This window comes from Nocardia sp. JW2 (assembly GCF_051843015.1).
In the GTDB taxonomy this organism is placed as follows: Bacteria; Actinomycetota; Actinomycetes; order Mycobacteriales; family Mycobacteriaceae; genus Nocardia; species Nocardia coubleae.
Genome location: NZ_JBPXLK010000024.1, coordinates 60,701 through 82,296, shown reverse-complemented (window position 1 = coordinate 82,296; position 21,596 = coordinate 60,701). Strand labels below are relative to the sequence as shown.

The 21,596-nt window shown below is 68.6% G+C and carries 19 protein-coding genes; 11 read left to right on the top strand and 8 right to left on the bottom strand.

What is annotated here, in order from left to right; all coding sequences use genetic code 11:
• Positions 1 to 797 precede the first annotated feature (797 nt).
• The 4 genes from ACSVDM_RS25865 (at position 798) to ACSVDM_RS25850 (ending at position 4,758) form a co-directional block, all read left to right on the top strand.
• A complete protein-coding gene (locus tag ACSVDM_RS25865; protein WP_439268442.1) occupies positions 798 to 1,604 on the top strand; it encodes an NUDIX hydrolase in 807 nt (268 codons plus the stop codon).
• Positions 1,605 to 1,614: 10 nt separating this feature from the next.
• The gene (locus ACSVDM_RS25860; RefSeq protein ID WP_181698475.1) at positions 1,615 to 2,391 is read left to right on the top strand and encodes an enoyl-CoA hydratase-related protein; all 777 of its coding nucleotides are present in this window, start codon (positions 1,615 to 1,617) and stop codon (positions 2,389 to 2,391) included.
• Positions 2,392 to 2,478: 87 nt separating this feature from the next.
• Positions 2,479 to 3,456 (top strand): methyltransferase domain-containing protein, encoded by a 978-nt coding sequence (locus ACSVDM_RS25855; RefSeq protein ID WP_357150555.1) that lies wholly within the window; start codon positions 2,479 to 2,481, stop codon positions 3,454 to 3,456.
• On the top strand, positions 3,457 to 4,758 hold the full coding sequence (locus tag ACSVDM_RS25850; RefSeq protein WP_439268441.1) for a THUMP-like domain-containing protein: 1,302 nt from the start codon (positions 3,457 to 3,459) through the stop codon (positions 4,756 to 4,758).
• Between the two features lie 9 nt (positions 4,759 to 4,767).
• Here ACSVDM_RS25850 and ACSVDM_RS25845 read toward each other — a convergent pair whose 3' ends face one another.
• Entirely contained in the window at positions 4,768 to 5,307 is a 540-nt protein-coding gene (locus ACSVDM_RS25845; protein ID WP_439268440.1) for a DUF1697 domain-containing protein, read from the bottom strand.
• A 55-nt stretch (positions 5,308 to 5,362) separates the two neighbouring features.
• On the bottom strand, positions 5,363 to 6,100 hold the full coding sequence (locus tag ACSVDM_RS25840; RefSeq protein WP_174550295.1) for an acyltransferase: 738 nt from the start codon (positions 6,098 to 6,100) through the stop codon (positions 5,363 to 5,365).
• Positions 6,101 to 6,253: 153 nt separating this feature from the next.
• On the opposite strand from ACSVDM_RS25840, the gene ACSVDM_RS25835 reads away from it, so the two are divergent.
• Complete coding sequence (locus tag ACSVDM_RS25835; RefSeq protein ID WP_067493164.1) at positions 6,254 to 7,546, top strand: outer membrane protein assembly factor BamB family protein; 1,293 nt, start codon at positions 6,254 to 6,256, stop codon at positions 7,544 to 7,546.
• Between the two features lies 1 nt (position 7,547).
• Here ACSVDM_RS25835 and ACSVDM_RS25830 read toward each other — a convergent pair whose 3' ends face one another.
• The gene (locus ACSVDM_RS25830; protein ID WP_439268439.1) at positions 7,548 to 8,555 is read right to left on the bottom strand and encodes a polysaccharide deacetylase family protein; all 1,008 of its coding nucleotides are present in this window, start codon (positions 8,553 to 8,555) and stop codon (positions 7,548 to 7,550) included.
• A 116-nt stretch (positions 8,556 to 8,671) separates the two neighbouring features.
• On the opposite strand from ACSVDM_RS25830, the gene ACSVDM_RS25825 reads away from it, so the two are divergent.
• The gene (locus tag ACSVDM_RS25825) at positions 8,672 to 10,009 is read left to right on the top strand and encodes a putative glycoside hydrolase (protein WP_439268438.1); all 1,338 of its coding nucleotides are present in this window, start codon (positions 8,672 to 8,674) and stop codon (positions 10,007 to 10,009) included.
• Between the two features lie 21 nt (positions 10,010 to 10,030).
• Here the strand turns inward: ACSVDM_RS25825 and ACSVDM_RS25820 are convergent, their stop codons facing one another.
• From ACSVDM_RS25820 to ACSVDM_RS25805, 4 genes are all read right to left on the bottom strand, one after another.
• On the bottom strand, positions 10,031 to 11,977 hold the full coding sequence (locus ACSVDM_RS25820) for a TerD family protein (RefSeq protein WP_439268437.1): 1,947 nt from the start codon (positions 11,975 to 11,977) through the stop codon (positions 10,031 to 10,033).
• Between the two features lie 201 nt (positions 11,978 to 12,178).
• On the bottom strand, positions 12,179 to 13,432 hold the full coding sequence (locus ACSVDM_RS25815; protein ID WP_067493171.1) for a glycosyltransferase family 4 protein: 1,254 nt from the start codon (positions 13,430 to 13,432) through the stop codon (positions 12,179 to 12,181).
• Positions 13,429 to 14,967, bottom strand: a complete 1,539-nt coding sequence (locus tag ACSVDM_RS25810; RefSeq protein ID WP_439268436.1) for a 1,4-alpha-glucan branching protein domain-containing protein — start codon at positions 14,965 to 14,967, stop codon at positions 13,429 to 13,431. The genes ACSVDM_RS25815 and ACSVDM_RS25810 overlap by 4 nt, the downstream gene beginning before the upstream one ends.
• Positions 14,964 to 15,752, bottom strand: coding sequence for a class I SAM-dependent methyltransferase (locus ACSVDM_RS25805; RefSeq protein ID WP_439268435.1), 789 nt, complete (start codon positions 15,750 to 15,752; stop codon positions 14,964 to 14,966). Before ACSVDM_RS25805 ends, ACSVDM_RS25810 begins: the two co-directional genes overlap by 4 nt.
• Positions 15,753 to 15,933: 181 nt before the next feature.
• On the opposite strand from ACSVDM_RS25805, the gene ACSVDM_RS25800 reads away from it, so the two are divergent.
• From ACSVDM_RS25800 to ACSVDM_RS25790, 3 genes are all read left to right on the top strand, one after another.
• On the top strand, positions 15,934 to 16,719 hold the full coding sequence (locus ACSVDM_RS25800; protein WP_181698485.1) for an electron transfer flavoprotein subunit beta/FixA family protein: 786 nt from the start codon (positions 15,934 to 15,936) through the stop codon (positions 16,717 to 16,719).
• 37 nt (positions 16,720 to 16,756) lie between these two features.
• Positions 16,757 to 17,713: an electron transfer flavoprotein subunit alpha/FixB family protein gene (locus ACSVDM_RS25795; RefSeq protein WP_067493179.1), complete on the top strand. Its 957-nt coding sequence runs from the start codon at positions 16,757 to 16,759 to the stop codon at positions 17,711 to 17,713.
• Positions 17,714 to 17,797: 84 nt separating this feature from the next.
• Positions 17,798 to 18,445, top strand: a complete 648-nt coding sequence (locus tag ACSVDM_RS25790; RefSeq protein ID WP_439268434.1) for a Uma2 family endonuclease — start codon at positions 17,798 to 17,800, stop codon at positions 18,443 to 18,445.
• 19 nt (positions 18,446 to 18,464) lie between these two features.
• Here ACSVDM_RS25790 and ACSVDM_RS25785 read toward each other — a convergent pair whose 3' ends face one another.
• A complete protein-coding gene (locus ACSVDM_RS25785) occupies positions 18,465 to 18,908 on the bottom strand; it encodes a GNAT family N-acetyltransferase (RefSeq protein ID WP_439268433.1) in 444 nt (147 codons plus the stop codon).
• A 109-nt stretch (positions 18,909 to 19,017) separates the two neighbouring features.
• Between ACSVDM_RS25785 and ACSVDM_RS25780 the strand changes: the two genes are divergently transcribed.
• Positions 19,018 to 19,974, top strand: a complete 957-nt coding sequence (locus ACSVDM_RS25780; RefSeq protein ID WP_439268432.1) for an aminoglycoside phosphotransferase family protein — start codon at positions 19,018 to 19,020, stop codon at positions 19,972 to 19,974.
• A gap of 92 nt (positions 19,975 to 20,066) precedes the next feature.
• Positions 20,067 to 21,587, top strand: a complete 1,521-nt coding sequence (locus tag ACSVDM_RS25775) for a protein kinase domain-containing protein (protein ID WP_439268431.1) — start codon at positions 20,067 to 20,069, stop codon at positions 21,585 to 21,587.
• Positions 21,588 to 21,596: the final 9 nt, after the last annotated feature.

Genomic DNA, 21,596 nt, shown 5'->3' with positions numbered 1-21,596 from the left:
CTCGAGACTCGCGCCTGCGGCGCATGCGCTTCGAGCGCTGTTCGCGCGGCCGGGCCGCTACGCCGCTTCGCGGCGGAGCGGCCGGGCCGCTACGCCGCTTCGCGGCGGACCCTCCTCGAGGTCGGGTCGTGCGGGGCTGGGAGTGTGGTCATGGCGGACTTAAGTGGTGCCGTGCGGCTGGGAAGGCAGTAGGTGGCGAACTTGAGTAGTGCCGCGGGGCTGGATGTGCGGTAGGCGGTGGACTCGAGTGGTGCCGTGCGGGCTGGAGTGCGGTAGGCGGTGGACTTGAGTTGTGCCGCTTTGGCTGGGAGTGCGGTAGGTGGCGGACTCGGGTGGTGCCGCTTTGGCTGGGAGTGCGGTAGGTGGCGGACTCGGGTGGTGCCGCTTTGGCTGGGAGTGCGGCAGGTGGCGGACTCGAGTGGTGCCGCTTTGGCTGGGAGTGCGGCAGGTGGCGGACTCGAGTGGTGCCGCTTTGGCTGGCAGACCGGTGGGTGGCGGACTCGAGTGGTGCCGCTTTGGCTGGCAGACCGGTGGGTGGCGGACTCGAGTGGTGCCGGGGGCTGAGGAGCCTGGTAGGTGGCGCACCGGGGGCGGGTTTGGGCTGTTGTTGGGGCGGACCCGGTGGTGAGGGTGGCTTCGTGTCGGTTGCTCGGGGTGGACCGGTGGGTGGACCGGTCGGTCGCATCACGGACCAAGCAACGGTTAGGGTGCGTAAGGATCGGGGACCGGCCGTGCGGTGTGGTCGGGGTCTGTCGCGTATCGATCGGCAATGGTGCTGGTCGTGGAGAGGAACGGCTATGAGCGAGTCCGTGGTGCGGGCGCGGGATGCGTCGACGGTGATGCTGGTGCGCGATGGTGCGCGTGGCATCGAGGTTTTCCTGCAGCAGCGGGTGAGCGGGATGGCGTTCGCGGCGGGGGTCACCGTGTTCCCGGGCGGCGGGGTCGATCCGGCCGACGGCACGGCCGACATCGCCTGGACCGGGCCCGAACCTGCCTGGTGGGCACAGCGATTCGGCACCGACGAGCAGTCCGCGCAGGCGCTGGTCGCCGCGGCGGTGCGCGAGACGTTCGAGGAGTGCGGTGTGCTGCTCGCCGGCCCGACCGTCGACACCGTGGTGTGCGATTCGACGGTCTACCGGGAGGCGCGTGGTCGGCTGGAGCGGCGCGAGATCTCCCTCGCGGGCTTCCTGGCCGCCGAGGGGCTGGTGCTGCGCGCCGATCTGCTGCGTCCGTGGTCGAACTGGATCACGCCCGAGGCCGAACCGCGCCGCTACGACACCCGGTTCTTCGTGGCGGTCCTGCCGGAGGGGCAGATCGCCGACGGTGCGACCTCCGAGGCCGCGCACGTGCGCTGGCAGACCCCGGTCGAGGCGCTCGAGAGCTGGCGTGCGGGCGAGCACGTGCTGATGCCGCCCACCTGGTCGCAACTCGACGCCCTGTGCGAGTTCGCCGACACCGCCGCGGTGCTGGCCGCCGAGCGGCCGATCGCGCCGATCATGCCGAGGTACTCGCCGGGCGCCGACGGTCGTCCGCTGTCGGACTTTCCCGACAACGAACGGTATTTCGACCAGCTCCCGGACGTGGACGCGCTGCGCGGCCGGTAGGTTTGGCGCCATGGCCGAATTCGTCACCCTCGAGCTGCCCGCCGAGCCTTCCGCTCGCGGCGTCGCGCTGCTGCGCATCGATCGTCCGCCGCTGAACCTCGTCGACGCCCAGCTGGCCCGCGAGGTCGCGGCGGCCGCGCGCACGGTCGCCGACCATCCGGGGGTGGCCGCCCTGATCGTCTACGGCGACGAGCGGGTGTTCAGCGCGGGCGACGAGATGCGTGAGCTCGCCGAGCTCGACTCCGGCCAGGCCGCCGCCATGGCCGCCGACCTGCAGGCCGCCCTCGGCTGCCTCACCCGCGTGCCGCAACCGACCGTGGCCGCCATTGCCGGCTATTGCCTCGGTGCGGGACTCGAGCTGGCGCTCGGCGCCGACCACCGCATCGTCGGCGACAACGTGAAGCTCGGTTTCCCCCAGATCAAGGCCGGTCTGATCCCCCTGTCCGGCATCCGCAGGCTCTCGCTGCTGATCGGCCAGAGCCGTGCCAAGGACCTCGTCTACACCGGTCGTTTCGTCGACGCCGAGGAAGCCGCGACACTCGGCCTGGTCGACGAAGTGGTCCCCCCCGACGACGTGCTCACCGCCGCCCGCCGCTGGGCCGACCAGTTCGTCACGGCCGCCCCCCGCGCCCTCGCCGCCGCCAAAGCCGTCTTCGAAGCGGGCCCCCACGCCCACTCGACCGCCGTCACCGAGTGGTCGGCCCTCTTCGACACCGACGACACCCGCACCGGCACCCGATCCTTCGCCGCCGACGGCCCGAACAGCGCCGTATTCACCGGACGCTGACTCTGGACCGGTCAGTCGACCAGCAGGAATGGCGCGAAACAAGACCGGCGATTGCGTGCTGAGGGTCTCCTATTACTCTTGCGTGTTATGACGGTTCACCCCGATGATCCGGCGCCGAACCCGCACGCCACCGAGGCCGAGGTCGAAGCAGCGCTGAAGGACACCAAGCTCGCCCAGGTTCTGTACCACGACTGGGAAGCCGAGACCTACGACGACAAGTGGTCGATCTCCTACGACGAGCGCTGTATCGACTATGCCCGCGGCCGCTTCGACCTGGCGGTCGGCCCCGCACCGCTGCCGTACGAGCGGGCGCTCGAACTCGGCTGTGGCACGGGGTTCTTCCTGCTCAACCTGATGCAGGGCGGGGTGGCCAAGACCGGTTCGGTCACCGACCTCTCGCCGGGCATGGTGAAGGTGGCGCTACGCAACGCCGAGCACCTCGGCCTCGATGTGGACGGCCGCGTCGCCGACGCCGAGACCATCCCCTACGAGGACGACACCTTCGACCTGGTGTGCGGGCACGCCGTGCTGCACCACATCCCGGATGTGGAGCTGGCGCTGAAGGAATGCCTGCGCGTGCTCAAGCCGGGCGGACGTTTCGTATTCGCCGGTGAACCGACCACCGTGGGCAACTTCTACGCCCGCAAGCTCGGTCAGCTCACCTGGAAGGTGACCACCGAGGTCACCAAGCTGCCGTTCCTGTCCGGGTGGCGTCGTCCGCAGACCGAGCTGGACGAGTCGTCGCGCGCCGCCGCGCTCGAGGCCGTCGTCGACCTGCACACCTTCGACCCCAGTGACCTGGAGAAGATGGCGAAGTCGGCCGGTGCCGTCGACGTGAAGGCCACCACCGAGGAATTCGCCGCCGCCCTGTGGGGCTGGCCGGTGCGTACCTTCGAGGCGGCCGTTCCCGACGAGAAGCTGACCGTCGGGTACCGCATGGCCCAGTACCGTGCCTGGCTCGGCCTGAGCTGGCTCGACGAGAACGTGCTGCGCAAGGTGGTTCCGCGCGAGTTCTTCTACAACGCGATGATCACCGGCGTGAAGCCGGGCGCGGCGCAGAAGTAGGTGGGATACCGCTTCGGCCGCGACGATGTCGCCTTCCTCGACAGCGCGGCGGGACGCGCCGCGCTCGCCGAGGTCGACCGGCTGGAGCTGACGGCGGCGACGCACCTGCGCGATATCGAGCAGGTGCGTCGCTCGTTTCCCGAGCACGGTGCCGCCTTGATCGAGACCGTGCGGTTGCGGCGCAAGGCGCTGGCGAAGCTGCCCGCAGCGGGGGAGTGGCTGTTCACCGACGACGCGCTGCAACAGGCCACCCCCGCACTCGTCGCCCGGCATCGGGCCGCGCGATTGGCCGGTCGTGCCGTGCACGACGTGACGTGCTCGATCGGTGCCGAGCTGGCCGAACTCGCGGCGGTGTGCCCGGCGGTTGTCGGGAGCGATCTCGATGACGTGCGACTGGCGATGGCCGCCCACAATCTCGGTGTCGCGCCGCTGTCGGCCGGGTATTCCGGCGCGATCACGCCGTCGTGTTCGGGAGCTGCGGCCGGAACGGGTTCCGGTGTGGGAGACGGGCGACAGGCTGTCGGCGGCACTGCGGTGGCCGCTGCGACCCGAAACATCTTGCTGGCCAAGGCTGATGCGCTGACCCCCACCACCCGCGACTCCGTGATCATCGCCGACCCGGCCCGCCGCGCCGACGGCCGCCGAACCTACGACCCCGCCAAACTCCAACCCCCGCTGCCCGACCTGCTCGCCGCCTACGTGGGCCGCGACATCGCCGTGAAGTCGGCGCCCGGTCTGGACTTCGACCGGCTCGGCTGGGACGGCGAGGTCGAGATCGTGTCCCTCGACGGTGCCGTCCGCGAAGCCTGCCTCTGGTCACCCGGCCTCACCGCCCCCGGCCTCACCCGCCGCGCCACTGTCCTCGATTCTCGTGGTGGCGCAACAACTCTCACCGACACCGACCCCGACGAAATCTCCGAACGCGCACCCGGCGAGTGGATCATCGACCCCGACGGCGCCGTCGTCCGCGCGGGCCTCGTCCGCCACTACGCCGCGAAACACGGTCTCTGGCAACTGGATCCGCAGATCGCCTACCTGACCGGTGACACGGTACCCACCGGAATGCGCGGCTTCCGCATCGAAGACCGCTTCGACCTACGCGAGAAGACGCTCCGTCAGGAACTGGCCCGCCGCGACTGCGGTGCCCTCGAGATCCTGGTCCGAGGCGTCGACATCGACCCGGATGCCTTGCGTAAGAAGCTCAAACTGCGCGGCAACCGGCCCTTCACCTTGGTCGTCACCCGAATAGGCCGCAACGCAACAGTTTTCCTCTGCACCGCGCAGGCCGCTCAGGTTTCCTGACGCCCGAGTTCAGGCTTCCATCTTCTTCACCACGCGCTGCACGGTGAGCCAGGTGCGGGTGGTGATGTCCTTGCCGTAGGTCTTCTCCAGCCGGGCCATGAAATCGGGCGTCTTGCCGGTGCTGTTGTCGATCACGGTGAGGAACGCGCGTGCGGCGGGGTCGTAGCCGATGACGCGGGTGAGCGGGTCGTCGGTGAAGGCGGACGTATCGGCTTCGCGCATGGTGTGTTTGAAGAAGGTGACGGTGAGATAGGAACCGCGTTCGTGGGCCAGGCCCTCGAACGGGTCGCGATCGAGCAGCGCACGCAGTTCGGGGTGGCTGCGCACGATGGTGCCGCCGGGGATACCGAGCTCGGTCGCGAGCGCCTGCTGGATGCGGTCTTCGAGATCGTCGCGGTCGTCGTCGGTGCGGAACACCACGTTGCCGCTGCTCAGCACCGTCGCGACGCCCTCGAAACCGAGCCCTTCGAACACCCCGCGCAACTTGTCGTTGCGCATGTTCGGGTTGGTCGGCATGATCCCGCGCAGCAGCGCCGCATAACTGTCCACGTCGCGACCGTACCGACCGTCACCGACAGGAACGGTCCTGTCGGCGGAGTGTCGTTCAGGCTTGTGCGCCCGCGTTCTTCTTGCGTTCGATATCGGCGAGCGCGGCCAGATAGGCCTCTCGTTCGGCGGCACCGGCGTCCCAGGCCACCTTGCGGTTCTTCACGACCTTGGCGGGTGCCCCGACAGCGATGCTGTAGTCGGGAACGTCGCCGCGCACCACCGCGTGCGCGCCGAGCACACAGCCGCGGCCCACCCGGGTGTCGCGCAGGACGGTCACCTTCGCGGCGATCCAGGTGTCGGGGCCGATCCGCACGGGGCTCTTCACGATGCCCTGGTCCTTGATGGGCAGCGTGATGTCGTCCATCTTGTGGTCGAAGTCGCAGATGTAGCACCAGTCGGCGACCAGCGTCGACTCACCGATCTCGATGTCGAGGTAGGTGTTGACCACATTGTCCTTGCCGAACACCACCTTGTCGCCGATGCGCAGCGAACCCTCGTGGCAGCGGATGGCGTTGCCGTCACCGATATGCACCCAGCGCCCGATTTCCATGCGCGCCAATTCGGGGGTGGCGTGGATTTCCACATTGCGGCCGAGGAACACCATTCCGCGCAACACGATGTGCGGATTGGTGAGCCGGAATTTGAACAGGCGGTAATAACGCACGAGGTACCAGGGGGTGTAGGCGCGATTGGCGAGCACCCAGCGCAACGAATCCCTGGTCAGAAAACGCGCCTGCTGCGGATCGCGGCGGCGTGATCCACGCCAGCGCGCGCTCAGCGGCGCGCCCCACATGCTCGTCACGAACTACTCTCCCTCTTCCGACCTCGACGGCGTCCACCGGGTGAGCCCCGGGGATTCGGTCATCGGGTACACAGAGTACTTTCGCAGGGCACACTTACCGTGCCATACCCCGATCCTCGGCCCGATTACCCAGGAGATCAGCAGGTGCGAACTCGGACTCGCGTCGCCGCCTCGCTCGCTGCCGCCGGTGTGGTGGCGCTGGCCGGTTGCGGCACCGATGTGGACGACATCACCGTCGGCTCCGGAAAGGGTTGGCCCGCAGCCCATCACGACGGCCGCAACAGCGCCGCGAGCCCGGTGAGCGGTGCGTCGGCGATGACGTTGAGCTGGTCGCGGCCGGTGGGTGGGCCGATCGCGCAGCCCGTGACGATCGGCGGCGAGGGTCAGCTGTTCGTCACCACAAGCACCGGCAACTGCGCGGTGTTCTCCTATCAGATGCAGACAGGCCGCAAACGGTTCTGCAACCCGCTCGGCCCGTCGACGATCGAGGCGCCCACCGTGGTCGACGGCATCAACAATGTCTACGTCGGCGACGACGGCGCGGTGAATTCGTTCAACTACCTCGGTCAGCCGCGCTGGCGCACCCCCGTCGCCGGGGTGCCGGTGGCGATCCAGTTCACCGGTGACGGCCGCGTGCTCACGGTGACCCAGTCCGGCCAGGTCGACGTGCTCAGCCGCCAGACCGGCGAACGCGAGGTGCCGACCCTGCAGCTGCTCGGCGAACCCGACTTCCTGAAGTACCCCGGCCTGACCCGACCCGCCTCCGGCGACGGCCTCGACGACTGCCAGGTCGGTGGCCCGCGCTGCGCCGTCGCCAACACCACCGCCGTCGACCCCGAGACCGGCCGTTTCTTCGTCACCGTCTGGGAACCGGGCAAGCCGATGGCCTCGCTGCGGGCGATGTCCTACGCCGACGGCACCGTGACGCAGCTGTGGAGCGCCGACATGCTCACCGACGGCAGCGCGACCAGCCCGGCCCTGTCGGCCGACGGCGCCACCGTGTACGTCGGCGACAACAGCGGCCGCCTGATCGCGGTGAACACCGAAGACGGCAGCACCCGCTGGACCCACGCGCTCGGCTGGACCCCGCGCGGCCGCATCGCCCTGGTCGACGACCTGATCCTCCCGTCCGGCGACGACGGCTACCTGGCCGCCATCCGCGATCACGGCGACCGCGCCGACCGCGCCTGGGAACGCAAGGACCTGGCCCAGCGCGGCACCCCCGCCCTGACCTCGGGCGAGATCGGCTACACGGTCGCCGCCATCGGCGCCGGCCTGAACCTGATCACCTTCGACACCACCACCGGCACCACGATCGACTCCGATCCGCTGCCGAACGCCACCGGAACCACCACCGGCACATCGATCGGGCCCGAGGGTCAGGTCGTCGTCGCCACCCGTCTCGGCGAGATCTTCACCTTCACCCCGGACGCGTAGCTCAGTACGGGTTCGCCTGCGCGGTGAAGCGCGGGTTCAGCTCGCCGGCGAGGGCGCGGGGGAACGAGACGCGCGTGGGGTCGCCGTCGGCGGTGTAGCGCTGGCCGGGGTGGGCGGCGAGGTGATCGAGCCAATGGGCCGAGTCGAAGGGCACCGCACCTCGGCCGGAACGGATGCGTGGCACACCGGCCGGGTCGAGCCCGGCGTAGGGCGCCGGGGCCGGATTCGAGCCGACGAGCATCACGGCGTCGAAGGTGTAGGTGGTGCCGTCCCAGCTGCCTGCCGTGGTCAGGGACCGGTTGTCGGGGTGGATGCCGAGGGGTAGCGCCATCGTCCGCACGGTGGCGCCCGGCGCGGCGGCCGTCACCGCGCGCACGTTCTCGGCGAACTCGCGTTGCACGCTGTTGTCGTCCAGCGTCGACAGGTTCGGGTGCGTGGCCGTGTGGGCGCCGATCTCGTGACCGTTGGCCGCCAGCCAGGGCAGGGCGCGCGGATCGCCTTGGAACGGTTCGTTGTTCACGTAGAAGGTGGCGACCGGGCGGAAATCGGGGTAGCGCGCGCCGAATTCGGCGAGGATGCCCGCGGCGCTGTCGGGTGCGACGGCGCCGGAGTCGGTGAAGGCGAGCTGGCTGGTGGTCGAATCGTCGAAGGTGAGGACCACCGGGTGGGTGCCCGCGGGGAGGTCGAGGCGGCCGGACACGTAGTCGGCGGCGGTCACGGGGCGGTAGCCCTCGCGGTAGAGGCGTTCGAGTTCGTCGCGGAATTCGGCTGGGGTCTGGTCGTATTCGCCCGCCGGGTTCGCCGAAATCTGGTGATACATCAACACCGGGACGAGACCGAGCTCGTTGGCGCCGACTTCGGCCGGGTTCGGGGGTGCCGCCGTGGTGCTGTGGGCGGCGGGTGGGTCGACCGAGGCGGCCTCGGTACTCGTGTCCGTGCACGCCGCGAGGGCGGTGGTCAGCGCGAGGATCGGCAGAAGTCGCGAAAGTGCAGGAGAACCACCTGTCATCAATGCGATATTACGCGGCGGCCTCGGTTTACAGTTGATCTACCGATACCCGCCACATCCGTGTCGGAACCGCGAAATAGTTGGCGTGTCAACAGTATTGGAAGGCGGTGTTGGCGTTGGGGTTCTCATTCCGTTCGGCCGTCCGGTGGCGGTGGACGAGCACCGTCGTCGGAGTCGGTCTGGCGATCGTCGTGGTCGCGCTCGTGGCCGGATTCGCTTTGAGTAGATCGGCCGTGGTGCCGCTCGCCGACACCACGCCACCGACGCTGACCGTGAACCCCGCCGACCCGGTGACGTCGTACCGGTCACCGGTGGTGGTGCGCGGCACCGCCGTCGACGCCGTTCGGGTCTCCATCGGCGCGGAATCGGTGACACCCGCCGAAGACGGGTCGTTCGAGTTCGCGGTGCCGTGGGCGCCCGCCTTCGAAGTGGTCGCGGCCGACGACGCGGGCAACGCGGCCAGCAGCACCGTCGTCACCGCGCGGACCCTGCCGAGGATGCGGGCGGTGCACGTCACCGCGCACGCCTGGTCGCACGACGGGCTGCGTGAATCGGTCCTCGACCTCGCGCGCCAGGGACGCATCGACACCGTGCAGCTCGACATCAAGGACGAGGACGGCGTCGTCGGCTACGACTCGCAGGTGCCGCTCGCCCGGGAATCCGGTGCCGCCACGAAGATCTACGACGCGCCCGCCGCGCTTCGGCAGTTGCACGACATGGGTGTGCAGGTGGTCGGGCGTATCGTCGCGTTCCGCGATCCGACTCTCGCGTCGTGGGCGTGGCACAGCGGGCGCAACGACTGGGTGGTCCAGAACCCTTCCGGCCAACCATATTCCAGCCATTACGGGCCGATCGCCTTCACCAATTTCGCCCATCCCGACGTGCGCCGCTACAACATCGACCTGGCCGTGGAAGGCGCGCGGCTCGGGTTCGACGGCATCATGTACGACTACGTCCGCCGCCCCGACGGCAGCCTCACGAGCATGACCTTCACCGGCCTCACCGACACGCCGTCGGTGGCGATCGCGGCCTTCCTCGCCGAGAGCAGGCACCCGGTGAACAGCGCGGGCGCCCACCAGAGCGCCGCCGTCTACGGCATCGCCTCCACCCGCCCCGACCAGATCGCCCAGGACATCCCCCTCATCGCCCGCCACGTCGACTTCGTCGCCCCCATGATCTACCCCTCCCACTGGAACCCCGGCGAATACGGTGTCGCCAACCCCAACGCCCAGCCCTACGACATCGTCTACCGCTCCCTCCAGGACTTCATCACCCAGACCAAGGGCACCAACGCAGGCGTCATCCCCTGGCTCCAGGACTTCTCCCTCGGCGTGAGTTACGGCGACGCCGAAGTCAAAGCCCAGATCGACGCCACCCGCGCCGCGGGTATCGACGGGTTCTTCTTCTGGAACGCGGCCACCCGCTACCACGGGGGTGGAATCCACCCGGCGTGAGAGCGGGTCGACGACGTCGGGTCAAGCCTCGGCTTGACCGATATCGGCTTGCCGTGGCGCGGCGGGAACCCATTCGCGCAGCGGCTGGACCACCGTCCCGTAGAAGGTGTCGGTCGCGGAGGTGACGCTCGAGATGAAGCTCGCCGCGGTTCCGGCGCGCCGGTTGCCCATCGGGAAGCTCTGTTCGAGTGTGAACGACACGATCGAGCCGGTTCGTCCCTCGATGAGCGACTTCGGGTTCGCCCGCACGACGTCGAGCAGTTCGCAGCTCTCTGTGCCGCGTTCGGAGAACACGGCCTCCACCTGCACCCGACCCGGTGCCTCGGCGAGCTGCTTGATCAACCAGGACACCCGGCGCGCCGAGGTACCTTCGTCGGGGGCGGCCATCGCGATGCGGCAACGCACCTTGTTGGTGCGCACGTCGGCGACCACCGTGAGATCGCCGACGGTGTCTGGGATGCGCAGTACCGCCTCGAAGCAGCCGTCGGCGGCCAATCGTTCGGCGACGGCCGCGGCCCTAGCTGCCGGATCGGTATGGAACTTGCGCGGCAGAATGTGTTTGACCTCGACGCCGAGTTCGGCGGTGAGCCGCAGCGCGAGATGCCTGCACAGCGAGACCCAGGTATCGGCGACGGTCAGCGCCTTCTGATCGCCCGCGCGCAACGTGCCCGCCATGACCGCGTCCCGCACGACGACCCAATGCCTGCCCATGTCGACGAATTCCGCCGCGCCGGACCGGGGATGGTCGAGGTAACGCAGGAACTCGCCGAGAACCCAGGTCTGCAGCGGGTCGTCGATACTGCCGTGCGAGAGCAACATGCGTGCCTCGTGCGCCACCTCCGCCCACGACAGGTGCCGCAGGGCGACCTTCGTCAGCTTGCGGCGGTCGACCTGGACCGGCAGTTCGCCCGGACCGGCCGGGATATCGTTGGACAAGCTGACCACGACGTCGTACTTGCGGCGTCGCGCCACATCGAGATAGCTCTCGAGCTGGTCTTTCCTGAGCTTGCCGTTCCCGGTCTTCACCTCGAGCAACCCGGTCCACTGCTTGCTGCCCCGGCTCACCCGCAGCACGGCATCGGGCACCACCGTCGAATCGCCTGCCTCGTACTGCACTTCGATATAACCCTCGAAGGCACCGACCGGTGCACCCATCCTCGCGCAGACCGCCCGCGCGAAGGGGCGCACGGCCTGCATCGTCGCGACGAGCGCCGAAGTGGTACGCCGTTCCTGTTCCTCGCCTGCACCGATACCGAAGACCGAGAACAGCCGGGCGGGCTGCCAGGCGTCGGATTCGGCCTGGCGGAACTCGATCGGCTTCGACTTGCGCACCGGTCGCTTGGCGGTGCGTACACCACGGGCGGGCGCGGCGGTGGGCGCCGGCTCGGTGAGAGGGGTCGCGGGCGCGTCGTGAACCGGCTCGGCCGCTGGCTCGTCGTCGTCGATCGACACACCGAAATCCGTTGCCAGTCCGGCCAGTCCGGATTCCCAGCCCTGTCCGACGGCGCGCACCTTCCAGACGCCTTCGCGGCGGTAGACCTCGCCGAAGACGAAGGCCGACTCGGTGTCGGCATCGGCAGTCACGTACTCGGCGAGGGAGCGGCCCGCCGCGTCGATCACATGCAGGGCGAGCTTGCCGAGTGTGCCGAAGGTGCCGGTGCCGACGCTGCCCGCCAGCGCGACGGTGTGGATGCCGGCGGGGAGTGCGGAGAGGTCGATCGAAATCCTGGCCTGCCGGCCTTCGTCCGTCACGCTCGTTCCGAGGAATCTGACCGAGCCGTCGGGAGATTCGGGCTGGTTGTAGAAGACGAAATCGGCATCGGAGGCGACGCGGCGGTCGGCGCCGAGTAAGAGTGCCGAGGCGTCGAGTTCGACAGTCGGCTCGGGCCAGCCGATGACGATGTCGACGCGTTCGACATCCGTCGGCAATGCGATGTTCTGGCCCTTGGACAACAGCGGAGACGACACAGCAACTCACCCTTCGAGGCTCGGCACGACGATCACCGCAAGGCGAATACGGCCGACCGGCCGCCGACCCCCTTGCCGCACACCGCGATTCAGCGGTGGCCGAAGGGTGTCGGCCGCGAACCCCGAACTGTTACACAGCTCACGTTTAGAACGTCAACGCATTGGAAACCGGTCGGCGTCATGTGCGTGCCGAAGCGAGGTCTACTTCGGATCCCGTTCCGGGAGTGGGCGTTCGGGGATGGTGGGGCGGCCGAGAGGGGTGCGGACCCGACGCTTGGCCGTGGTGTAGACCTGGGTGGTTTCGGCGGCCACCACGTCCCAGGCGAAGTCGGCGGTGAGGCGTTCGCGGGCGGTGTAGGCGCGGTCCTGGGCGGTGAGCGGGTCGTCGAGGACGGCGCGGGTGGCGTCGACCAGGCCGTCGATGTCGGCGGGGGCGAAGGAGGCGCCGGTGACGCCGTCGATCACCGCTTCGCCGAGTCCGCCCGCGGTGGAGGCGATCAGGGGTACGCCTGCGGCGGCGGCTTCCAGGGCGACGATGCCGAACGGTTCGTAGCGGCTGGGCAGGACGATGGCGTCGGCGCCGTGCAACCAGCCGAGCAGTTCGGTGTGGCCGAGATTGCCGACGAAGTTGACGGCGCGCGCCACCCGGTGCACGCGAGCACGTTCGCGCAGCCAGTCGAACTGAGTGCCGATCCCGGCGACGGTGAGGGTGGTTCCGGGATGCGCGCGCCGGATCCTGGGCAGCGCGGCGATCGCGTCCTGCACGCCCTTCTCGTACTCGAGCCTGCCCACATACAGCAGCCGTGGCGGTCCGGAACGGGGTGCGCGCGGCCGGAACGTCCACGACGTGACGTCGATGCCGTTGCGGATCACCGTGATCGGGGGAAGTTCGGGTCCGTAGAGCCGCTCCACCTCGTCCTGCATGGATGTCGAGCAGGTGATGAGCTGATCGGATTCGTTGGCGAGCCACCACTCCACCGAGTGCACCTGCCGGTTCACCCGCCCCGACACCCAGCCGCTGTGGCGCCCGGCCTCGGTGGCGTGAATGGTCGACACGAGCGGCACGTCGTAGAACTCGGCGAGCGCGATCGCCGGGTGGGCGACGAGCCAGTCGTGGGCGTGCACCACATCGGGCGTCCAACCGTCACCGACGCCGGGTTTGCCGAGCGCGACGCCCGCGCGCACCATCGCGTGCCCCATCGCCAGCGTCCAGGCGAGCATGTCCTCGCCGAAGTCGAAGCACGGCGGGTCCTCGGCGACCGCGACGACGAGAACACCGTCGGCGATATAGGAATGGGTCGGGTGGGTGAGCGAATCGGTGCCGGTGGGCCTGCGGGCGAGCACGACCACTTCGTGCCCGGCCGCGGCCAGTTCGACGGCCAGGTGATGCACATGCCGACCGAGCCCACCGACCACGACCGGCGGGTACTCCCACGACACCATCAAAATCTTCATGACGATCCTTCGGCGACCGACGGGACGGCGGTCGGCAACCGCCGTGCGTCCAGACCTGGGAAGAGTCCGTCGGCCGCGCTCCATCCTGCCGCGAGACGGGTCGCTTTGGCGAACTGACCGGCACCGATCGCCTCGGCGAGTTCGCGGACGGCATGCGCGTGTTCGTGGGCGCGGTCGCGCGCGTAGCCCGCGGCGGAGTCCTTGCTGACCATGAACGCCCAGTCGCTGGACACCGTGAGGATCGCTTCGCGCAGCAATTGATCGGCCACCGGATCGCGCAACGCACCGTCGCGGCGCACCTTGTCGAGGGTGTCCAGGGCCAGCCGAACCACGTCGGCGTTGAGCTCGACGAGGTCGGCCACCTGATCGCCCGCCCACACCCGCCAGTCCTTGCCGGAACCCCACGACGAGTCGTTGAGCTGCACGGGTTCACCGACGAACCCGTTCGCCCTGGCATCGGCGAGGGTGCCGACGGTGACCCCGGCCTCGGGCAACGCGCGCAGCACCTGCTCGAGCCACTGCGGTCCCTCGTGCCACCAGTGGCCGAACAGTTCGGTGTCGAACGCGGCGACCACGAGCGCGGGCCTGCCGATCCGCTCGGACTCCTCGATCAGCCGCGCGCGCACGGTCTCGACGAAGTCGGCGACATCGCGGGTGACGGCTTCGGCGGCGAGTTCGGGATCGTAAGGGGCCTTGTCAGGACCGGCCACCGTTTTGCCGGTGACCCGCGACGGCTTGAGCCCCGTCGCATGGTCGTAGTGGTGGAAATCGCGGTACGCGCTCTGCCCCGGATAACCCTGTTTGGGCGACCACACGCGGTAACTCACCTGCAGATCGCGACCGAAGGCGACCACATCGGCGTCGCGCACCGGCCTGCCGAGGCTGGTGTCGCCGCGCAGCGACGGTCCGTCGACCATGAAATGCGTCACACCGGCGGCGTCGTAGCCGAGTTCCATGCCCGGCGTGTATCCGCATTCCGGCGCCCAGATTCCCGTGGGGGTGGTGCCCCAGCGCAACCGCGCGTCGGCCAGTCCTTCGGTCAGCTGGTACTGACGCAGGCGGGGGTCGAGCAGCGGCTGGAAGGGATGCGCGAGCGGACCGCCGAGTAGTTCGATGGCGTCGGCATCGATCAGCGACCGCCAGACCGGCGCGCTGCCGTGCCGCCAGTCCTGCTCGAAATCGGCGAGAGCCGTTGCGGCGAGCCGATGTTCGTGCCTGCCGAGCGCCACATTGCCCACCATGGAGGCCTCGTCGGCGCGCAACTGCCAGTTGCCGAGCCAGTGATGCATGCCCGCCAGGCAGTGCGGGTCGTCGAGCTGGGCGGCGAGCACGGGGGTGATCCCCAGGCTCAGCAGATGTGAGCGACCTTCGGCGGCAAGGGTTTTCAGCACCCGGACCAGGGGAAGATAGGACGCGGCCCAGGACTGGTACAGCCATTCCTCACCCACCGGCCAGCGCCCGTGATGGGCCAGCCAGGGTAGATGCGAGTGCAGGACCAGCGTGAACTGGCCCGGGACGGAGCGAGAGTCGGTCAACGCCTTGCCTTCTCGGCGATCGCGACCAGGTCCAGGCTGGCATCGATATCGCCTTCACGCAGGTCGAAATCGTCGATGGTCACGGCGGCGACGTCGGCGGTGAGGTCGGCAGGCCAGGGCTCACCGGCGAGGGCGCGCTCGATCTGGGCGTCGATGAACGACCCACCGTGCTTGGCGTCCAGCGCTTTGAGGGCGTCACCGTGGTGCACGCCGAGCATCCGCGACACCGTGAAACCGGCCTCGACCAGCAGTTCGGTGAGTTCGGCTGCGTTGAGTTCGCGCGTGTGGAACGGGTTGAGCGGGGTGTCGCGACCGGGGGAGAAGGTGATGCGATTCGGGGTGCTGATGAGCAGTCGTCCGCCCGGGCGCAGCACGCGCAGGCATTCGCGCAGGAACTGCGCCTGGTCCCACAGATGCTCGATGACCTGGAAGTTCACCACCACGTCGACCGATTCGTCGTCGAGTGGGAGGTCGGCGAGGTTGCCCTGGATCATCTCCACGCGCGGGTAGCGCGCGCGTACGTGCGCGACGGCACCCTCGTCGTAGTCCACGCCGATCACCCGCTGGGCGACCCCGGTGATCATGTCCGCGCCGTAGCCCTCGCCCGAGCCCGCCTCGAGCACGGTCTTGCCCGCGCAGTGCTCCAGCAGCCGGGCGTAGGCGATCTCGTGCCGACGGAACCAGTAGTTCTCCTCGGCGATACCCGGCACCGTCCGCTCACCGGTCAGCGGCAGTGGGTCATGTGTTGCGTCCACCGGTGCGGCAGGGATCACAGCCTCGCTCATGGCCTCGACGTTACTGGTACCGATGGTCCGCTCCTGAGCCAGGGACCTGTTGCGCAAGTAGGTTACCCACCGGTAACTTAGCGTAGGGTACTGTTCCCCTCTGAGCACCCACACGGACGTACGGCCCAGCTCGTGCGGCCCACCACTCACGTGTAACCCAGAAGGAGGTCGACGAAGACCGATGCCGAACATCGTCGTACTCATCAAGCAGGTCCCCGACACCTGGTCCGAGCGCAAGCTGACCGATGGTGACTACACCCTCGACCGTGAGGCCGCCGACGCCGTCCTCGACGAGATCAACGAGCGCGCCGTCGAGGAAGCGCTGCTGATCAAGGAGGCCCAGGGCGGCGAGGTCACCGTGCTGGCCGCCGGTCCGGATCGCGCCACCGAGGCCATCCGCAAGGCGCTGTCCATGGGTGCCGACAAGGCCATCCACATCAACGACCCCGCGATCCACGGCTCCGACGCCGTGCAGACCGCCTGGGTGCTCGCCGGCGCGCTCGGCCAGGTCGAGGGCGTCGAGCTGGTCATCGCCGGCAACGAGTCCACCGACGGCCGCGCGGGTGCGGTCCCGGCGATCATCGCCGAGTACCTCGGCATCCCGCAGCTCACCCACCTGCGCAAGCTCACCGTCGACGGCGACAAGATCACCGGCGAGCGCGAGACCGACGAGGGTGTGTTCAAGCTCGAGGCCACCCTGCCCGCGATCGTCTCGGTGAACGAGAAGATCAACGAGCCGCGCTTCCCGTCCTTCAAGGGCATCATGGCCGCGAAGAAGAAGGAAGTTCAGGTCTTCACCCTCGCCGACCTGGGCATCGACCCGTCGACCGTCGGTGTGGCCAACGCGGGCACCGCGGTCACCGCCGCCACCCCGAAGCCCGCTCGCACCGCGGGCGAGAAGATCGCGGACGAGGGCGAGGGCGGCAAGCAGATCGCCACCTACCTCATCGGCCAGAAGATCATCTGATCCGGACCGTCCGAGAACTTCCCTAGGAGAAAGAACAATGGCTGAAGTACTTGTGCTCGTCGAGCACGCCGACGGTGCCGTCAAGAAGGTCAGCACCGAACTGCTCACCGCCGCACGCGCGCTCGGCACCCCGGCCGCCGTCGTGACCGGTGCCCCCGGCACCGCCGACAAGCTGGCCGCCGCCCTGGCCGCCGCGGGCGCCGAGAAGATCTACGTCGCCGAGGGCGACGAGGTCGAGAGCTTCCTGGTCACCCCGAAGGTCGACGTGCTCGCCTCGCTGGTCGAGTCCGCCGCCCCCGCCGCCGTGATCGTCGCCGCCACCGCCGAGGGCAAGGAGGTGTCGGGCCGCCTCGCCGCGCGCATCGGCTCCGGTCTGCTCGTCGACGTCATCGGCGTCAACGGTGACGGTTCGGCCGTGCACTCCATCTTCGGTGGCGCGTTCACCGTCGACGCCAAGGCCACCGGCGACGTGCCGGTGATCTCGGTGCGCCCCGGCTCCATCGAGGCCGCCCCGCAGGCCGGCGCCGGTGAGCAGGTCGCCGTGGCCGTGCCCGCGCAGGAAGAGGGCGTCGTCAAGGTCGTCTCCCGTGAGCCGGTCGTCGCCGGTGACCGTCCGGAGCTCACCGAGGCGAGCATCGTCGTCTCCGGTGGTCGCGGTGTCGGTTCCGCCGACAACTTCTCGGTCGTCGAGGCGCTGGCCGACTCGCTCGGTGCCGCCGTCGGTGCCTCGCGTGCCGCCGTCGACTCGGGCTACTACCCGGGCCAGTTCCAGGTGGGTCAGACCGGTAAGACCGTCTCCCCGCAGCTTTACATCGCCCTCGGCATCTCCGGTGCCATCCAGCACCGCGCGGGCATGCAGACCTCGAAGACCATCGTCGCGGTCAACAAGGACGAAGAGGCTCCCATCTTCGAGATCGCCGACTACGGCATCGTGGGCGACCTGTTCAACGTCGCCCCGCAGCTGACCGACGCCGTCAAGTCCCACAAGGGCTAGGCTCGTCCGCTGACTCGCCAGATCTGTCGTCGAGAGACGTCAGGTCTGGCGAGTTTTGCGTTTTCCGCTGCGTAGCATGGGGACATGGCCATGCCGAGCGTCGATCGCCCTGATCTTCCCGAGTCGATGACCTGGGAGGAGCTCGAGGCACTACCGGAGGAGATCGCCGCGCAGGTCGAGCTGTGGGAAGGGCGTGTGGTGTTCGTGCGGCGCGGGCCGGGCGAGCACCAGTTGGCCACCTTGCTATTGACCCAGGCGATCAGGGATGCAGCGGCCGACAATCGATCTCATCCGGAACGCTGCTGGCGCGGCAACCTCGGGACGAACGTATTCTTCGGTTCCACCGGAAAGTCGGATTTCGTGACGCCGGACTTCCTCGTGCACCGCTGCCTGCCACCAGGCTCCGATGTCCGTGCCTCCGACACTGTTCTGGTAGGTGAAGTGCTGTCACCGTCGAACACGCCGGCCGATGTCGAAGCGAAGAAGGCCCGCTACGCAGGTGCGGGGATCCCCTCGTACTGGGAAGCGGACCTGACCAAGGATCTCACCGGCATCGGCGCCCTGCGTGTGTACATCCTCGAAACCGGCCATGCGCAACTTCCCCCCGGCGTTCGTCCACTCCGCAACGCCAACTATCTGCTGGCAGGGCAGTGGGCTCGCGGTTCCGCGCCGGGTATCTCGTTCCCGTACCCCTTCTCCATCGAAATCGATTGGCTGTCCTTGGATTTCTGACTCGGCTAGCCAGTAGCGCTCACCGTATTTCGAGGGCCATCCAGTGCTCCGGGTTGCTCAGCGGCTCGAAGCCGAGTTTCTCGTAGACGCCGTGGGCGTCGTGGGTGGCGAGCATGATCCGGCGCAGGCCGTAGGGGGCGAGGTGGTCGCGGACGGCGGTCACCAGGGCTGTGCCGAGGCCCTTGCCGCGCACCGAACGGTCGACGTACACGTCGCAGAGCCAGGCGAAGGTCGCGCGGTCGGTGACGACCCGGGCGTAGGCCACCTGCTCTCCCGAAACACTGTCGTAGACACCGAAATTGAGGGAACCGGCCATCGCGCTGTCCTGCTTCTCGCGCGTTCTGCCCTTCGCCCAGTACGAGTCGGTGGACAGCCAGGTGTGGACGCGTTGCGCGTCGATGCGGGCGGTGTCGGTGGAGACTTCGTAGCCGGATGGGAAGTCGGGGGTGAGCGGATCCGTCATGTTCGGAAGGCTGTCAGGTTCGGTGGTGCTCTGTCGAGGGCGTAGGAATTCGATTGACGGCAGGATTCGGCGTCGGCAGGGTGAGCTGATGGTGTCGGGTGGATTGCCTGTGGAGTTGCCGTCGGCGGTCGAGGAGACGGTTCGTGCGGTGTTCGGTGCGGCCGGTGCGCGGTGGATCGACGAGTTGCCGGACGTCGTGGCCGGGCTGGCCGAGCGGTGGGGGCTCAGCGAGTTCACCGCGCCGTTCGGCGGCGGAACGCACGCCTACGTCGCCGGGGCCAGGCGCGACGACGGACGGCAGGCCGTGCTGAAGGTGCCGATGGTCGACGAGGAGAACATCGCCGAGGCGACCGCCTTGTACGCCTACGACGGCGACGGTGCCGTCCGGCTGCTCGAATTCGACCCCGCCACCGGTGCGATGCTGCTCGAATGGGCTTTCCCCGGAACGGAATTGCTCACCCAGCCCGGCTTCCCGAGCCTCGAGGGCCGACCGGAGAACGCGGCGAAGGTGAAGTCGGCATGCGCGCTGTATCGCAGGCTGCGCCGACCAGCGCCTGCCTTTCCCGACAGCTTTCCGGCCTTCCCCGCCGCGACCGACGTCATAGACGGCCTCCGCACCCGGCTCACCGACCCTGCTGTGGCGCAAGAGATCTCACCGTCTCTACGGACGTTGGTTGAGCGCTGGTGCGTCACACTGAGCGATCCGGACGATCCCCTCCTGATCGTCAACCGCGACACCCACCTCGGCAATATCGTTGCCGCCGAACGCGAACCATGGCTACTGATCGACCCGAAACCGTGCCTCGGTGAAGCATCCTTCGACGCAGGCTTCCTCCTGATGATCCAGATCCAGTCCGACCCGACCCCCGAGCACGCCGACGCGGTGATCGCCCCCACGGCAGCAGCACTCGACGTAGACCCCGAACGCGCCCGCGGCTGGGCCCTCATCCGCACCGTCGAGGAACTCACCTGGGCCGTCGAAGACAACGACCCGGAAATGCGCGATCTCCACGCCGCAGTCGCCAACGCACTGGCGCGACTCCCGTTCGGACGCGCAGCCGGGTGATCGCCTAGCCGTCGAGAAGCCCTTCCGGCGCGAATCGCAAGCAGGCGCGGGTAACGTGCTCACTGCGAGCGGGGGAGCGGTGAGGAGTGACGGTGCTGCAAACGGGGGCGAGTTTCGCCGGATACCACCTGGAAGGTGTGCTCGGACAGGGCGGGATGGGGACGGTCTATCTGGCCAAGCATCCTCGGCTGCCGCGCAGTGTGGCGTTGAAGGTGCTGAATCGGGAGTTCAGCGCCGCTCACGAACTGCAACGACGGTTCGAGCGGGAAGCCGATGTCGTTGCGCAACTCGACCATCCGGGGATCGTCGGGATCTTCGATCGGGGAACCGACGACGGGTACCTGTGGATCGCGATGCAGTTCGTGCGCGGCACCGATGCGGCCACCTGGGACGCGAGCGCGTACCCGGCTGACGTCACCGCGCGGTTGATCGGGGAGACGGCCTCCGCCCTCGACTACGCCAACCAGCACGGTGTGCTGCATCGTGATGTGAAGCCGGGCAACATCCTGATCGCCGATCCCGAACACGGTCGTGAGATCCGCGCGGTACTCACCGATTTCGGGATCGCGCGGGTGACCACGGCGAACACCCAGCTCACCGCGACCGGAACATTCACAGCCACCCTCGCCTATGCCTCACCCGAGCAGCTCTCCGGGGAAGTCGTCGACCACCGCAGCGATCAGTACTCGTTGGCCTGCACCCTGTTCGCGATGTACGCCGGGCACCCGCCCTACACCGCGACGAACCCCGGTCAGGTGGTGGCGGGTCACCTGTCGCACCCGGTGCCGCGCCTCACGGCGATCAGGCCGGATCTGCCACCTGCGATCGACGCCGTCATCGCCCGCGCGATGGCCAAACATCGAGACGAACGATTCAGCAGTTCAACAGAATTCGCCAGCGCTGTGTGTCATGCGCTCGACGGTGGGCCGGTGGCCGCGCCCCACCCCGTGGCCTCCTCCACCCGCGCGGCGAACAGCTCCTCCGAAGGACTCGCCCAGCAGCCGCGAGCCGACGGTGCGTACTACGCGCAACCGGTGGGCCATGCCGAGGGGTATGTGCAGCAGCCGTGGCATGCCCCGGCGCACCAAGGGCACGCCGTCGGTGGGCACGTGCCGCAGTCCTGGCCCGACCCACGGTTCGGTCCCGCCGTGCGGGCTCGGCCACAACAGGGCTTGCCACCCGGCGCCGTTCCTTCCCGCGTATCGGCGACGATCGCTGGCATCGGTGCCATGGTGATCGGCGCTGTGCTGTTGGGATTCGCGGTACTGGCTGCCGTCCTGACCAATCAGGCGAACAGGGACGGACTCGACACCGAGGGCAATACACTCGCCATCGGTCTGCTGGGCGCGGGCGCCGCTGTCGCCCTGATCTCGGGAACGCTGATTATGCAAGGCAGAACGACGGGCCGGGTCCTGACGACGATCTTGGCGACGCCGGTCGTCTTGTACGGAGTCGGAGCCACGGTGGCAGCCACTGTCGAGGGTGTCTATTGGGGGACCGCCGCGGGATTGCTCGGAGCGTTGACGGGTATCGGAATCGTCGGCTGCGCGCTGTCTCCGTCCACCGGGCGGTGGATCCGCTACCGCAAGGCGTTGCGCGCCAACCGCTGGTGACAGCCCTGC